Annotated in this window: 12 protein-coding genes; 4 read left to right on the forward strand and 8 right to left on the reverse strand. The window is 69.7% G+C overall.

The window, feature by feature from the left end:
- Positions 1-154: 154 nt before the first annotated feature.
- Positions 155-1,561: an ABC transporter substrate-binding protein gene (locus MWM45_RS04560; RefSeq protein ID WP_247828431.1), complete on the forward strand. Its 1,407-nt coding sequence runs from the start codon at positions 155-157 to the stop codon at positions 1,559-1,561.
- 128 nt (positions 1,562-1,689) lie between these two features.
- On the opposite strand, the gene MWM45_RS04565 is transcribed toward MWM45_RS04560, so the two are convergent.
- From MWM45_RS04565 to MWM45_RS04585, 5 genes are all read right to left on the reverse strand, one after another.
- Positions 1,690-2,400, reverse strand: coding sequence for a hypothetical protein (locus MWM45_RS04565; RefSeq protein ID WP_247828432.1), 711 nt, complete (start codon positions 2,398-2,400; stop codon positions 1,690-1,692).
- 123 nt (positions 2,401-2,523) lie between these two features.
- Positions 2,524-3,264 (reverse strand): ABC transporter ATP-binding protein, encoded by a 741-nt coding sequence (locus tag MWM45_RS04570; RefSeq protein WP_247828433.1) that lies wholly within the window; start codon positions 3,262-3,264, stop codon positions 2,524-2,526.
- Positions 3,264-4,250 carry an ABC transporter ATP-binding protein gene (locus MWM45_RS04575; RefSeq protein WP_247829131.1) on the reverse strand — a complete coding sequence of 329 codons (987 nt, stop codon included), beginning with the start codon at positions 4,248-4,250 and terminating at the stop codon, positions 3,264-3,266. Before MWM45_RS04575 ends, MWM45_RS04570 begins: the two co-directional genes overlap by 1 nt.
- Before the next feature lie 152 nt (positions 4,251-4,402).
- Positions 4,403-5,383: a branched-chain amino acid ABC transporter permease gene (locus MWM45_RS04580; protein ID WP_247828434.1), complete on the reverse strand. Its 981-nt coding sequence runs from the start codon at positions 5,381-5,383 to the stop codon at positions 4,403-4,405.
- A 9-nt stretch (positions 5,384-5,392) separates the two neighbouring features.
- Positions 5,393-6,724 carry a branched-chain amino acid ABC transporter permease gene (locus MWM45_RS04585; RefSeq protein ID WP_247828435.1) on the reverse strand — a complete coding sequence of 444 codons (1,332 nt, stop codon included), beginning with the start codon at positions 6,722-6,724 and terminating at the stop codon, positions 5,393-5,395.
- Between the two features lie 298 nt (positions 6,725-7,022).
- Between MWM45_RS04585 and MWM45_RS04590 the strand changes: the two genes are divergently transcribed.
- Positions 7,023-7,874, forward strand: coding sequence for a Bax inhibitor-1/YccA family protein (locus MWM45_RS04590; protein ID WP_247828436.1), 852 nt, complete (start codon positions 7,023-7,025; stop codon positions 7,872-7,874).
- 117 nt (positions 7,875-7,991) lie between these two features.
- On the opposite strand, the gene galK is transcribed toward MWM45_RS04590, so the two are convergent.
- From galK to MWM45_RS04605, 3 genes are read right to left on the reverse strand one after another with little or no spacing between them, the layout of a single operon-like run.
- Positions 7,992-9,149: a galactokinase gene (galK, locus tag MWM45_RS04595; protein WP_247828437.1), complete on the reverse strand. Its 1,158-nt coding sequence runs from the start codon at positions 9,147-9,149 to the stop codon at positions 7,992-7,994.
- Positions 9,146-10,276, reverse strand: coding sequence for a galactose-1-phosphate uridylyltransferase (gene galT, locus MWM45_RS04600; protein WP_247828438.1), 1,131 nt, complete (start codon positions 10,274-10,276; stop codon positions 9,146-9,148). The genes galK and galT overlap by 4 nt, the downstream gene beginning before the upstream one ends.
- Positions 10,273-11,073, reverse strand: a complete 801-nt coding sequence (locus MWM45_RS04605) for a DeoR/GlpR family DNA-binding transcription regulator (protein ID WP_247828439.1) — start codon at positions 11,071-11,073, stop codon at positions 10,273-10,275. Before MWM45_RS04605 ends, galT begins: the two co-directional genes overlap by 4 nt.
- Before the next feature lie 129 nt (positions 11,074-11,202).
- Here MWM45_RS04605 and MWM45_RS04610 point away from each other — a divergent pair, with 129 nt between their 5' ends.
- Together MWM45_RS04610 and MWM45_RS04615 are read left to right on the forward strand one after the other, a co-directional pair.
- Positions 11,203-12,114: an aldose 1-epimerase family protein gene (locus MWM45_RS04610; RefSeq protein ID WP_247828440.1), complete on the forward strand. Its 912-nt coding sequence runs from the start codon at positions 11,203-11,205 to the stop codon at positions 12,112-12,114.
- Between the two features lie 34 nt (positions 12,115-12,148).
- Positions 12,149-13,471, forward strand: coding sequence for an AI-2E family transporter (locus MWM45_RS04615; RefSeq protein WP_418909732.1), 1,323 nt, complete (start codon positions 12,149-12,151; stop codon positions 13,469-13,471).
- The last annotated feature ends 13 nt before the right edge of the window (positions 13,472-13,484 follow it).

Consider the following 13,484-nt stretch of genomic DNA (forward strand, 5'->3'; position numbering starts at 1 on the left):
GAGGCCGATCGTCCGGCTGTGACGAGCGTTACAAGGATGTAACCCGATTCCCTTATCTCGGACACGAAATTGGATTAGCTTTTCCCATAAGCCAGGAACACCTGGCAACACGTATCAAAGGCAGCAAGAGCCTTTCGGTCGAGGAGACTAATTCATGACTGCAACACGCAACCCCGCGCGTTTCGGCATTGGGGAGAACGGCCCGCGCGCGGCGAGGATCGCCGCCCTGAGCCTGGGCGTCGCGCTCTTCGCCTCCGGCTGCGGCGGCGGAGGGACCACCGGTTCCGAGGGCGACGGCGGCGACAGCGGCAGCACGGAGACCACGGCGGCAGCGGGCGCCTCCACGCTGGCATGTCCCGAGAGCGAGGGTGGAGCCGGCGAGGAGCAGGGCGAGAAGGGTGATCCCGCAGCCGTACCCGCCAGCGAGACCACGAGCCCTGAGCCGCTGAAGCTCGGATCCATCCTGCCGACCACCGGGACGCTCGCCTTCCTCGGCCCGCCGGAGATCGCGGGCGTCAACCTCGCCGTCGAGGAGGTCAACGCGGCAGGCGGCGTGCTGGGCCAGGACATCTCGATCACGCACCGCGATTCCGGCGACACCACCACCGACATCGCGACGCAGTCCGTGACCGACCTGCTGTCCCAGGATGTCAGCGCCATCATCGGTGCGGCGTCCTCGGGTGTCTCGAAGACCGTCATCAACCAGATCACGGGCGCCGGCGTGGTGCAGTTCTCGCCCGCCAACACCTCACCGGAGTTCACCACCTGGGACGACCAGGGGCTGTACTTCCGCACCGCTCCCTCGGACGTGCTCCAGGGACGCACGCTCGGCAACTACATCATGGAGTGCGGTGCGCAGACGGTCGGCATGATCACGCTCAACGACTCCTACGGCACCGGCCTGCAGAGCAACATCCAGGAAGTCATCGAAGGCGCGGGCGGCCAGGTCGTCGGCAACGAGATGTTCAACACCGGCGACTCCCAGTTCTCGAGCCAGGTGGACGCCATCGCCGCGGCGAAGCCCGATGCGATCGTCCTGATCAGCTTCGACGAGGCCAAGAGCATCGTCCCGCTGCTGGTCGCCAAGGGCATCGATGCCGGCTCGATCTTCATGGTCGACGGCAACACCACCGACTACAGCAAGGACCTCGATCCGGGCACCCTCGAAGGAGCCCAGGGCACCATCCCCGGCCCCTTCACCGGGACCGGCTTCCAGGAAGCGCTGGCCACGATCGATCCGAACCTGGACAGCTTCGCCTACTCGGGCGAGAGCTACGACGCCGTGAACCTCATCGCGCTCGCCTCCGAGGCGGCGGGAAGCGTCGAGGGCACGGCGATCTCCGAGCAGCTCGCGGCAGTGTCGAAGGACGGCACCAAGTGCTTCGACTTCGCGGGCTGCGTCACGCTGCTGCGTGAGGGCGAGGACATCGACTACGACGGCATCTCCGGACCTGTCTCCTTCGACGAGAACGGTGATCCCACCGAGGCTGCCATCGGCATCTACAAGTACGACGCCGACAACAAGCCCCAGCCGAGCCGTTCCGAGGTCGGCAAGCTCTAGGGACTGTCCCTGGTGTCACCCCGACGGGTGACACGGCCGACAAGGCCCCGGCCGCCCTTCTCCGGAAGGTGCGACCGGGGCTTTGTGCTGCCCGTGCACGTCCCGGGACGAGGGCGCGGGCCGACGGGTCAGCCGTCACCGGGCTCGCGCCGGGCGAGGGCGTAGGAGGGCTCACGGAGGCGGCGGGCCCAGGCGTACGTCGCGGCCCCTGCGAGCGGGTGGAGGACGGCGTCGAAGCGGAGATCCTCCTCCTCCGCCTCGGGGCTCAGGACGAGGGTGAGGGTGCCGAAGTGCTGCCACCGCCCCAGGGGCGTCGCGAAGAACAGGCCGAGCTGCCAGGCCGAGGAGCCGAGGGCGCGCTCCAGCCCACGGAGCGATGCGGGGAGGCCGGCGGGACCGAGCGTGCGCGCACCGAGCAGTACCGGGCCGTGGTCGCCCCGATAGGGCATCATCGTGCTCAACGGGGCACGCGAGACCCCGAGCCGCGGCACGAGGACGAAGCGGCCGGGGAAGGACCAGCCGGTCGAGGACAGCAGGACGTCGGAGAACGTCGAGGGTGCGGGTCCGTTCCCGGGGTGGTGGAACCGCGCCGCGAGTCCCACGACGTCCGGCAACCCGTCCGGGGTGCCCACCGAGCGCGAGACGCGCGCCGTCGCGGGTGACCGGCTCGGCCGATCGATCCACGCGATGCCGCTCGAGAGCCCGTGCCCGTGGACCACGACCGTCCCGTCGAGCCGCAGCCCGCGCGGGTGGATGGGGCGGTGCCGCCGGACGTGCTTGATGCCGCGGAACACCGCCTCGAAGCCCGCGCCGATGGTGCCGCTGATCCGTCCCGCCATGAGTCGTCCTTCCCGGGCGCACGCCGTCCTCCTGCCAACCTAGCGGGCCGGACACAGCGATGGGCGGAACCATTGCAGGTTCCGCCCATCCCTTGCGCTCCACGCCTCCTTGAGGTGCGGGCCTCAGGCGGTGTCGGCCAGGGTGCCGAGGTACAGCTGGATGACCTTCGGGTCCTTCATCAGCTCGCGGCCGGTGCCCGTGTAGGCATCCTTGCCCTGGTCCAGCACGTAGGCGCGGTCGCAGATCTGCAGGCAGCGGCGCGCGTTCTGCTCCACCATGATCACCGAGACCCCGGCCCGGTTGATCTCGTGCACGCGGAGGAACGTCTCGTCCTGCTTCACCGGGGAGAGGCCGGCCGAGGGCTCGTCCAGCAGCAGCACCGCCGGGTCCATCATCAGGGCCCGGCCCATCGCGACCATCTGGCGCTCGCCGCCGGAGAGCGATCCTGCCCGCTGCGCCCGCCGTTTCGCCAGTTCCGGGAAGAGGCTCGCCACGAAGTCGAAGCGCTCCGTGAAGTCCTTCGGCCTCTGGTACATGCCCATCTGGAGGTTCTCCTCGATGGTCAGGGTGGAGAAGACGTTGTTGTTCTGCGGCACGAAGCCGACGCCCAGGCTGACGAGCTTGTTCGCCTTCAGGCCCGTGAGGTCCTGCCCGCGGACGATGACGGTACCGGAATGCACCTTCACGAGCCCGAACATCGCCTTCAGGAGCGTCGACTTGCCGGCGCCGTTCGGGCCGATGATCCCGATGAGCTCACCGCGGCGGGCCTCGATGCTGCACCCGTTGAGGATGTTCACGCCGGGCAGGTAGCCCGCGACGAGATCCGTGACCTTGACGACGGAGTCGCCCTCGAACTCAGCCATTACTTCGTCTCCTCATCCTTGTGCGCGGGGCCCGCCGCGTTCGGCTCGCCTCCGAGCTCGACGACCCCGCGGCCGAGGAGCCCTTCGTCCTCGGTGCCGATGACCGATTCCTCGTCGTGGGCCAGCTCCGCCTCGAGGCGCTCGATGCCCTCCGAATCGCCGAGGTCCACGTCGTGGTGGGCGCCCAGGTAGGCGTCGATCACGGCCTGGTCCTTCATGACGATGGCGGGCGGACCCTCCGCGACCACCTTGCCCTCGGCCATGACCACGACCCAGTCGGCGATGTGGCGGACCATCTGCATGTCGTGCTCGACGAACAGGACGGTCATGCCCTCCGCCTTCAGGTTCTTGATGTGTTCCAGCAGCGACTGCGTGAGCGCCGGATTGACGCCCGCCATCGGCTCGTCGAGCATCACGAGCCGCGGCCGGACCATGAGCGCCCGTGCCATCTCCAGGAGCTTGCGCTGCCCGCCGGAGAGCGACGCCGCGTAGTCGTCGCGTTTGGTGTCGAGCTTGAACTTCTCCAGCAACACCTCGGCCTGCTTCGTGATGTCGCGTTCCCGCCCACCCCAGATGCCCTTGAACAGGGCCCGCGCGAGGCTCTCACCGGGCTGGTCCGCGGCACCCAGACGCATGTTCTCCATGACCGTGAGCTTGCCCATGACCTTGGTGAGCTGGAACGTGCGCACCATGCCCATCCGGGCCACCTTGTGCGAGGCGACCTTGGCGAGCGGCTTGCCGTCGAACTCCCAGTCACCGCTGTTCGGTGTGTCGAACCCGGTGAGCAGGTTGAACAGGGTCGTCTTGCCGGCGCCGTTGGGGCCGATCAGGGCGGTGATCTTGTGCCGTGGGATCTCGAGGTGCTCGACGTCGACGGCGTTGATGCCGCCGAAGCTGCGGGTCACCTTCCGGGCGACGACGATGGGGTCGCGCTTGCTGCACCCCGGCTTCGCCTCCCCGGTGGCGATGGGCTCGGAGTCCGTCATGTAGTCCTGGCCCGGCGGGGCGGCGCCGGCAGCGGAACCGCCTTCCGCGGCGTGCGCGCCGGACGCGACCGGAGCGGCGTCGCCGGGGGCGACCTCCGGCTCGTTCCCGCTGTCGTGACTGTTGTCGTGCGTGTTCCCACTGTGGTTGCCGGTCATGCGAACGCCAGCTCCTTCTTGTTGCCCAGGACGCCTTGCGGCCTGAAGATCATGAGCAGCATCAGGGCCACACCCACGAGGATGTAGCGCAGCTGACCCGCCTGGGAATTGTCGAGGAACGTGATGGCCCCGATCTCGATCAGGCCGTACAGGATCCCCTGCGTCAGCGAGAGCACCACCCAGAAGATCATCGCCCCGATGACCGGTCCGAGGACCGTGGCCATGCCGCCGAGGAGGAGGCACGTGTAGAGGAAGAACGTCAGTTCCGTCGCGTAGTTCGCGGGCTGGACGGCGCCGCGCGGCAGCGTGAAGATGATGCCCGCGATCGATCCGAGGACACCGCCGATGATCAGGGCCTGCATCTTGTAGGCGTACACGTTCTTGCCGAGCGAGCGCACGGCGTTCTCGTCCTCGCGGATGCCCTTCAGCACGCGGCCCCAGGGGCTGCGCATGAGGAGCCAGACGAGGAGGCACGCGATGGCGACGACGGTCCAGGCGACCAGGCGGATCCACAGGTCGCGCTCGTTCATCGCGAGCGGACCGATGTTGTAGGTCCCCTGCGGGAAGGGGTTGAGCCCGAAGAACCCGCCCTCGAACGCCGCGAGCCCGTTGGCCGAACCCGTGACCTCCGTGAGTCCGTTGGTGGTCACGATGTAGCGGACGATCTCCGCGGCCGCGATGGTCACGATCGCCAGGTAGTCCGCCCGCAGGCGGAGGGTCGGTATGCCGAGGATGATCGCGAAGATCACGGAGGCCACGACGGCCACCAGGACGGCCACCGGGAGCGGTGCGCCGAAGCTGAGGGTCGCGATGGCGTAACCGTAGGCGCCGACGGCCATGAAGCCGGCCTGCCCGAAGTTCAGGAGGCCCGAGTAGCCGAAGTGCACCGCGAGGCCGAGGGCCGCAAGGGCGTACGCCGCCGTGGTGGGGCTGATCATCTCGCCGAAGGCGTTGATGAGGATGTTTCCGAAGTCCATGAAGAGCCCCTAACCTATGCGCTCACGGCGGCCGAGGATGCCCTGTGGCCGGAAGAGGAGCACGAGAATCAGAATGAGCAGCGCCCCGACGTACTTGAGGTCCGCCTCCAGCCAGATCGTGGAGATCTCCACGAACAGGCCGACGATGATGGAACCGACGAGGGCGCCGAAGACCGTCCCCAGGCCACCGAGCGTGACCCCGGCGAAGATGAGCAGCAGGATCTGCTGGCCCATGTTGTAGGAGACGCCGGGACGATAGTAGGCCCACAGGATCCCGCCGAGGGCGGCGAGCATGCCGCCGATGACCCAGACGATCCTGATGACGCGGTCCACATCGATGCCCGACGCCGCGGCGAGGGCGGGGTTGTCGGCGACCGCGCGGGTGGCCTTGCCGATGCGCGTGCGCAGGAGCAGGAAGGCGACCAGCAGGATGACCACGAGGCTCACGATCAGCGAGATCAGGTTGTTGCGGGAGATGGACACCGAACCGAGGTCGATGATCTCGCTCTGCGACCCAGGCAGCTGCTGGGTGGCTCCGCCGAAGAAGAACTGGATGGTGTAGCGCAGCGCGAGCGCGAGGCCGATGCTCACGATCATCATGGGGACGAGGCCCGTCCCGCGGCGCCGGAGGGGTTTCCAGAGACCGGCGTCCTGCACGTAGCCGAGCAGGCCGCCACCGATGACCGCCAGGACGATCGCGACGCCGATCGGCAGCCCGGCGGCCGAGAAGGCGAAGGCGAGGACCGCGCCGATGGTCACCATCTCGCCGTGGGCGAAGTTGGTGAGGCCCGTGGTGCCGAAGATCAGGGAGAGTCCGACGGCGCTCAGTGCCAGGAGGAGGCCGAAGCTGAAGCCTGCCAGCGCGCGCTCGGCGAGGGTGTCCATGAAGGAGGCCTGCTGCGACACGATGCCCTCGCCGAACAGGAAGAGGGTGGTGGCGCTCGAGGTGTTGGCGAAGGTCACCTCACGGGGATTCTCCTGGCCCTCCGCGAGGGCGACCCCCTCCGGCAGCGTCTCCTCGTCGACCTCCACCTCGTAGGTGCCCTGCTCGGGGACGCCGATGCTCCAGGCACCATTGGGACCGGATGTGGCTTCGCCTTCGAAGCCGTTGCCCGTGGCGGTGACCGTCACGCCGGCGATGGGTCCGTCGACACCGCGGAGGACGCCGCCGATCCGATTGTCGAACTGCTGGGCCTGGATGGTGGCGGCGGTCTGCGTCTGATGCACCGCCGGGACGGACGACTGCTGGGACGCCTGCGCCGCGGGGGCGCCGAGCAGCACGATCATCAGGAGGCCGAGCACCAGGAGCAGCGACCTCCTGATCCGTGCAGGCGTGGACATGGTGATCAAGATGGGAACCTCCACGGTGGGGGCAAGCCCGGCGGCGGACCGCCGGGATCAGTAGGTGTGACGAGTGTCACGGACGTGGGGATCACTTTACTAGGGGCGTGTTTCACCTCTTCGCAAAAGCATCCGGCGAAGGTAGCAATTCGATAACGAAAGTTTTACCAAGGCTCCTTGGTGTTGAAATTCCGTCCAGGTGTGAGCACGGTCGCTGCAGGGAACAAACCCGGGGCCGAACCGTTGCACTTGATAGGGTTCGTACGACACTCAGCCCCCTATTGGAGGACTACAGAAAATGGCACTTGGCGGTAATCCGGTATTCAACGGGAAGACCTTCCGTTCCGCTACCCGGGGCGGCAACCAGGCGGCGGGGGCGGGCACCACGATGTACGCCGGCCAGACCATGGCGAACCAGCAGCAGCTGGAGCACATGTACAACCAGCCGTCCGCCGGACCCGCGCAGACGGGGCGCATGACCTTCGACGACGTGATCGTGAAGACGCTGCTCTGCCTCGGCGTCGTGCTCGTGGGCGCTGCGATCCCCGCCTTCGTCCTACCGGGCCTCGCACTGCCCCTCATGGTCATCGGTGCGCTCGGCGGCTTCGTGCTCGGCCTCGTCAACGCCTTCCGGCGTGAGCCGTCGCCGGCGCTCATCATCGCCTACGCGGCCCTGGAGGGTCTGTTCGTCGGCGGGCTCACGATGTTCTTCGAAGCCATGTGGCCGGGTATCGCGGTCCAGGCCGTGGTCGGCACCTTCATCGTCTTCGGCGTCACGCTGGCGCTGTTCAAGAGCGGCAAGGTGCGTGCGACCCCCAAGGCGATGAAGTTCTTCATGATCGCGATGATCAGCTACGCGCTGTTCTCGCTGGTCAACCTCGGCATGATGCTCTTCGGCGCGACGGACAGCATGTTCGGGATGCGCGACATCGAGATCTTCGGCATCCCCCTGGGTGTGTTCATCGGCATCCTCGCCATCGGCCTCGCGGCCTTCTCCCTGATCATCGACTTCACCTCGATCAGCGAGGGCGTCCGCAACGGCGCACCCCAGAAGTACTCGTGGACCGCGGCCTTCGGCCTGACCGTCACGCTGATCTGGCTGTACGTCGAGATCCTGCGCCTGCTCGCGATCCTTCGCGGCAGCGACTAGCAGCACCAGGGCGCAGTCCGGCGCCCTGCTCCTTCACGCGAAGAGACCCGCAACCTCCCGGTTGCGGGTCTCTTCGCGTTGTGACGCTCCTGCGCTCGCCGGCGGCTGCTACTGCCCTCAGGCGATGCGCGCCGCGCCCGCCCCGGGCAGGACGCCGAAGATGACCGGCGCCCGGAAGCCCGCGGACGAGAACGCCTCCTCCACGGCGGTACGGATGGCGGGGACGTCGTCGACGCGCGCGAGGGCGATCGCGGCGCCGCCGAACCCGCCGCCGGTCATCCGGGCGCCGAGCGCCCCGGCGTCCAGTGCTGCGTCCACCGCGGTGTCGAGTTCGGGGCAGGAGATCTCGAAGTCGTCGCGCATCGAGGCATGGCTGGCCACGAGGAGGGAGCCCAGGTCGGCGGGGCCCTTCCGGGAGAGGACGTCCACGGCGTCCTCGACCCGCGCGTTCTCGGTGACGATGTGGCGGACGCGCCGGAACGTCTCCTCGTCGAGGACACCCGCCGCCTCGGCGAGGTCCTTGACCGAGAGGTCCCGCAGCGCGGGGACCCCCATGAGCTCCGCACCGAGTTCGCAGGAGCGACGGCGGGCCGCGTAGCCTCCCGTGGAGTGCGAGTGGCTGACGCGGGTGTCGATGACCATGAGTTCGAGCCCCGCACCCTCGAGGTCGAGGGGCACCAGCCGGGACTCCCCGGACCGGCAGTCGAGGAAGACGGCATGCCCCACCTCGCCGAACAGCGACGCGGACTGGTCCATGATGCCGGTCGGCGCTCCGACCATGCGGTTCTCGGCGAACTGCCCGATCGTGGCCAGTTCCCGGCGGGATGCGCCGGCCTCCGAGAGGTCGTTCGCGGCGACGGCGACGGCGCACTCAAGCGCGGCGGAGGAGGAGAGCCCGGCGCCGACGGGGACCGACGAGTCCACCAGGATGTCCATGCCGGGGCAGCGGTAGCCGGACTGCTCCATGGCCCACAGCACGCCGAGGGGATACGCCGACCAGCCCTCCACGCCACCTTCCTCGAGGGTGTCGAGATCCGCGGTCACCGGGGCGTCGTCCGCGGCGAAGGTCGAGGCGACCCGCACCATCCGGTCCGGGCGCACCGCCACGGCGACCGTCGTCGAGTGCCTGATCGCGAAGGGCAGGACGAAGCCGTCGTTGTAGTCGGTGTGCTCGCCGATGACGTTGACGCGACCGGGGGCGGCCCACAGGCCGTCCGGTTCGCGGCCGAAGCGGTCGGTGAAGGCGGCCGCGAGCTCGTGGGGGGTGGTGTTCATGCCTGGTCCTTCCGGGCTGTGGCGGGAGAGGCGCTGCGGAGGGCCTCCGCCACCTTCTCCGGGGTGGTGTCGTTGATGAAGGCGCCCATGGCCGCTTCGGAACCCGCCAGGAACTTCAGCTTGTCGGCGGCACGGCGCGGGGAGGTGAGCTGGAGGTGGAGGTAGCTCGCCGGCCGCAGTGCGGCGTCGACGGGCGCCTGCTGCCACGCCGCGATGTACGGCGTGGGCGTGGGGTAGAGGGCGTCGAGCCGGCCGAGGAGCTCGAGGTAGACCGTCGTGAGCTCGTCGCGCTCCTCGCCCGTGAGACCCGCGATGTCCGCGACCTGCCGGTGGGGGACCAGATGGACCTCGATCGGCCAGCGGGCGGCGAAGGGCACGAAGGCGCTGAAGTGCTCGCCCTCGATGACCATGCGCTCGCCGGACTGCCGTTCGGCGGCGAGGGCGTGCCCCATGAGCGTCTGCCGTCCGCCGGAGGCCTCGAAGAACCCGGCGGCCTTCGCGGCGAGGGTCGCGGCGCGGGGCGGGATGAACGGGTAGGCGTAGATCTGCCCGTGCGGGTGCAGGAGCGTCACGCCGATGTCCGCTCCGCGGTTCTCGAAGCAGAAGACCTGCTTGATGCCGGGCATCGCGGACAGCGCCTCGGTGCGCTGGGCCCAGGCGTCGATCACGGTCCGCGCGCGCTCCGGCGGCAGGGACCCGAAGGAGCCCTCGTGCGCGGAGTCGAACGCGACGACCTCGCACCGGCCGTACGCCGTCGACGTCGTACCCCAGGCGGGGTCGGCCGGCAGGTCGCCGAGGTCGGGGCCGAAGGAGGAGAAGCGGTTCTCGAACACCACGACCTCGTAGTCGGAGGCCGGGATCTCCGAGAGGTTCGACGGCGTCGTCGGGCACAGCGGGCACTGGTCCGCGGGCGGCAGGTGGGTACGTGACTGGCGGTGGGCGGCCACCGCGATCCACTCGCCGGTCAGGGCGTCGTAGCGGGCGGTCCCTGCCGGTCCACGCGCGGGCAGCTCGCGCGCGTCACGCGTGGCATCCACGTCGCGGTGCCGTGCGGCACTGGACTCGTGCGCGTCGAAGTAGATCAGCTCGCGCCCGTCGGACAGGCGGGTGGGGGTGATGAGGGTCATGGGCGCTCTTCCAGGTGGGGGTCGGTGACGGGGTCGCAGAGGATGCGGGTGTGTGCGGCGTAGTCGGTGCCGGGGTGTCGGTCGGTGACGAGGATGGCCGCGGCGTCGAGCGCCGCGACCCGGGCGAGGCTCACGACGCCGATCTTGGTGGCGTCCGCGAGCACGACGAGCCGGCCGCAGGTGCGGGCGAACGCCTGGTTGGTGTCCGCCTCGGCGAGGTTGGGCGTGGTGATGCCCGCGGCGGCGTCCACGCCGTGGGCGCCCATGAAGCACAGGTCCGCCCGGAGGGAGGAGATGGTGCCGGTCGCGAGCGGGCCCACGAGGGCCTTCGACGGGGTGAGCTCGCCGCCGGAGAGCAGCACCCTGGGGGTGCCGTCGGAGAGCGCGGCGGCGCTCAGCCTGAACAGCTCGTCCGCGAGGGGGAGCGAGTTGGTGATCACCGTCAGCCCCTGGATCCGGCTGAGGAGGGGGGCGAGGGCGAAGGTGGTGGTGCCGCCCGTCACGGAGACGGTCATGCCGGGGGCCAGGAGGGACACCGCCGTGGCCGCGATCTGCTGCTTCGCCGCGCCGCCCCGTGTCCGGTTGGCGTCGAAGCCGGCCTCGACCGAGCTGAGGCTGCCCGGGCGCACGGCTCCTCCGTGGACGCGGATCAGCGCCCCGCGGGCCTCCAGGGTGTCGATGTCCCGGCGGACCGTCATCTCCGAGACGCCGAGTGCGATCGCCAGCCCGCTCACCCGCACGGCCGGCTGCCCGGAGAGGCGCTCGAGGATCGCCGCGTGGCGCTCTGCTGCGAGCATGACCCTCCTGCCGGGGACGAGACGGAACCGAACGAGTCCGCACTGAAACGAACAAAACCTATCATAGGGCTCCCTGCCACCCCGCCGCAGGAGGAGTTCGCGCACGACCGGCGCGGGTAGCATCGCTGCATGGCGACTCCACGGCCGGCAAGCGGCATCAACCACACCCTGCGGGCGGGCACGTCGACGGCCGTCGTCGCCAGCCTCGCGGCGGCCCTGCGCTCCTACGAGTGCGCCGGCGTCGCACTCACCGAGACCTGGGGCGACGGCGACATCCCCGCGGGCGGGGGCGGGATCCTCCTCGCCCCCTGGCCCAACCGCGTGGCCGAGGGCCGCTGGTCGCTGCACGGCGAGGAACAGCGCCTCGACATCACGGAGCCGTCCAAGGGCAACGCCATCCACGGACTCCTCCGCAACACCGGCTACCGGACGGTCGACGCCGGTTCCGCCCACGCCGTCCTCGAGGCCGAGATCTTCCCCCAGCACGGCTATCCCTTCCACCTCCTCCACCGCGCCACCTACGAGCTCACCGAGGAGCAGCTCACCGTCACGCAGGAGCTGACGAACCTCTCCCCGGACGCCGCGCCCTTCGCCCTCGGCGCCCACCCCTACCTGAAGATCTCCGACGTGCCCACGGAGGAGCTGACGCTGACGCTGCTGGCGGATCGGATGATCGAGACCGACGACCGGTCGATCCCCACCGGCACGGTGGACGTCACCGGCCAGCACGACCTGCGGACCGGCCGGAGGATCGGTGACCTCCGGTTCGACACGGCGTTCACGGACCTCCGCACCGTCGGCGGGCGCCACGAGCACGTCCTCGCCGCCCCGGACGGACGCAGCGTCACCCTCTGGGCCGACGCCTCCTTCGCCTACGCCCACGTGTACGTGAGCACCATCTACCCCGGCGTGGACAAGGCCGTGGCCGTCGAGCCCATGACCGCCCCGGCCGACGCGTTCAACTCGGGGGAGGGCCTGCGGTGGCTCGATCCGGGCGCTTCGTTCTCGGCCCGGTGGGGGATCCTGCCGGCTCTCGGGTAGCGGGCGCGCGGGGGTTCTATGGAAAGATTGGGCCATGCAGCGTCTCCGCGGAGCGAAACCCCAGCGCGCCTTGCAGCGCGCCGTGAGCCGCGGTGCTGTGACCCTCCCCGGACCGTCCCCGGTCCGTGCCGCGTCGCCCCGTCCGCTCCGGATGGACGAGCGGTCCGACGTCCCCTATGCCCTGCGCGTCGCCGCGTCCTGGGCCTGGCGGCTGGGACTCGTCATCGTCGTGGGGGGCGTGCTGGTCTACCTCCTCACCTGGATCTCGGTGCTCGTCATCCCGCTCATGGTCGCGGGCCTGTTCGCCGCGCTGCTCCTGCCGCTGAAGATCGCGCTGCACCGCCGGCGCGTCCCGAACGGGCTGGCCGTCGCGATCACGCTCGTCGGATTCTTCGGCGTCATCGCGGGCGCCCTCCTGCTCGTCGGCCAGCAGCTCACCGTCGGGATGGCGAGCCTGTGGGGCGAAGCCGTCGCGGGGGTGCAGCAACTGCTGGACTGGCTGTCCCAGGGGCCCCTGCAGCTCACCGCGACGCAGATCGACTCGTACCTGCAGGACCTCGGGGGCGCGATCCAGAACAACAGCGCCTCCATCCTCAGCGGCGCCCTCTCCTTCGGGTCCACCGCGGGGCACATCGCCGCGGGGATCTTCCTCACGGTGTTCTCGCTGATCTTCTTCATGCTCGACGGCCCCGGGATCTGGCGGTTCGTCGTCGGACTCGCGCCGGTCCGCGCCCGGGCGGCGATCGACGGCGCGGGCCGCACGGGGTGGCTGTCCATGGCACGCTACGTGCGCGTCCAGATCCTCGTCGCGGGCGTGGACGCCATCGGCATCGCCGTGGGAGCCGCGATCATAGGGGTGCCCCTGGCGCTGCCGCTCGGCGTCCTCGTGTTCCTCGGCTCGTTCATCCCCGTCGTGGGCGCACTGGCCACCGGCTCCGTCGCCGTCCTGCTCGCGCTCGTCGCCAACGGATGGGTCAACGCCCTGATCATGCTCGCGATCGTCCTCTTCGTGCAGCAGGTCGAGGGACATGTGCTCCAGCCGCTCGTCATGGGGCCGGCCGTCTCCCTCCACCCGCTCGCGGTGGTCCTCGCCGTCGCCGGCGGCACGATCGTGGCCGGGATCCCCGGCGCCCTGTTCTCCGTCCCGATCCTGGCGGTCCTGAACGCATCCGTACGCTACATCTCGCACAGGGCCTGGGAGCACGACGACGCCGTGCTCCGGCAGGGCTGGCCCCAGGAGGGAGGGTCCGGCATTAGAGGGCCGGTCACGGCGGGGCACGAGCCTTCGTCGTCACCGGCCAGCACCCCGGACCCGCCCGCCGCCGCGCCAGCCCCCCAGGAAGAGACCTCCCCGTGACCGAGCAGACAGC

The sequence above is a fragment of the Arthrobacter antioxidans genome, from assembly GCF_023100725.1.
GTDB classification, from domain to species: domain Bacteria; phylum Actinomycetota; class Actinomycetes; order Actinomycetales; family Micrococcaceae; genus Arthrobacter_D; species Arthrobacter_D antioxidans.

Coding starts and splice junctions, on each gene's coding strand:
- MWM45_RS04560 (WP_247828431.1), top strand. CDS start 155: ATGACTGCAACACGCAACCCCGCGCGTTTCGGCATTGGGGAGAACGGC.
- MWM45_RS04565 (WP_247828432.1), bottom strand. CDS start 2,400: ATGGCGGGACGGATCAGCGGCACCATCGGCGCGGGCTTCGAGGCGGTG.
- MWM45_RS04570 (WP_247828433.1), bottom strand. CDS start 3,264: ATGGCTGAGTTCGAGGGCGACTCCGTCGTCAAGGTCACGGATCTCGTC.
- MWM45_RS04575 (WP_247829131.1), bottom strand. CDS start 4,250: ATGACGGACTCCGAGCCCATCGCCACCGGGGAGGCGAAGCCGGGGTGC.
- MWM45_RS04580 (WP_247828434.1), bottom strand. CDS start 5,383: ATGGACTTCGGAAACATCCTCATCAACGCCTTCGGCGAGATGATCAGC.
- MWM45_RS04585 (WP_247828435.1), bottom strand. CDS start 6,724: ATGTCCACGCCTGCACGGATCAGGAGGTCGCTGCTCCTGGTGCTCGGC.
- MWM45_RS04590 (WP_247828436.1), top strand. CDS start 7,023: ATGGCACTTGGCGGTAATCCGGTATTCAACGGGAAGACCTTCCGTTCC.
- galK (WP_247828437.1), bottom strand. CDS start 9,149: ATGAACACCACCCCCCACGAGCTCGCGGCCGCCTTCACCGACCGCTTC.
- galT (WP_247828438.1), bottom strand. CDS start 10,276: ATGACCCTCATCACCCCCACCCGCCTGTCCGACGGGCGCGAGCTGATC.
- MWM45_RS04605 (WP_247828439.1), bottom strand. CDS start 11,073: ATGCTCGCAGCAGAGCGCCACGCGGCGATCCTCGAGCGCCTCTCCGGG.
- MWM45_RS04610 (WP_247828440.1), top strand. CDS start 11,203: ATGGCGACTCCACGGCCGGCAAGCGGCATCAACCACACCCTGCGGGCG.
- MWM45_RS04615 (WP_418909732.1), top strand. CDS start 12,149: ATGCAGCGTCTCCGCGGAGCGAAACCCCAGCGCGCCTTGCAGCGCGCC.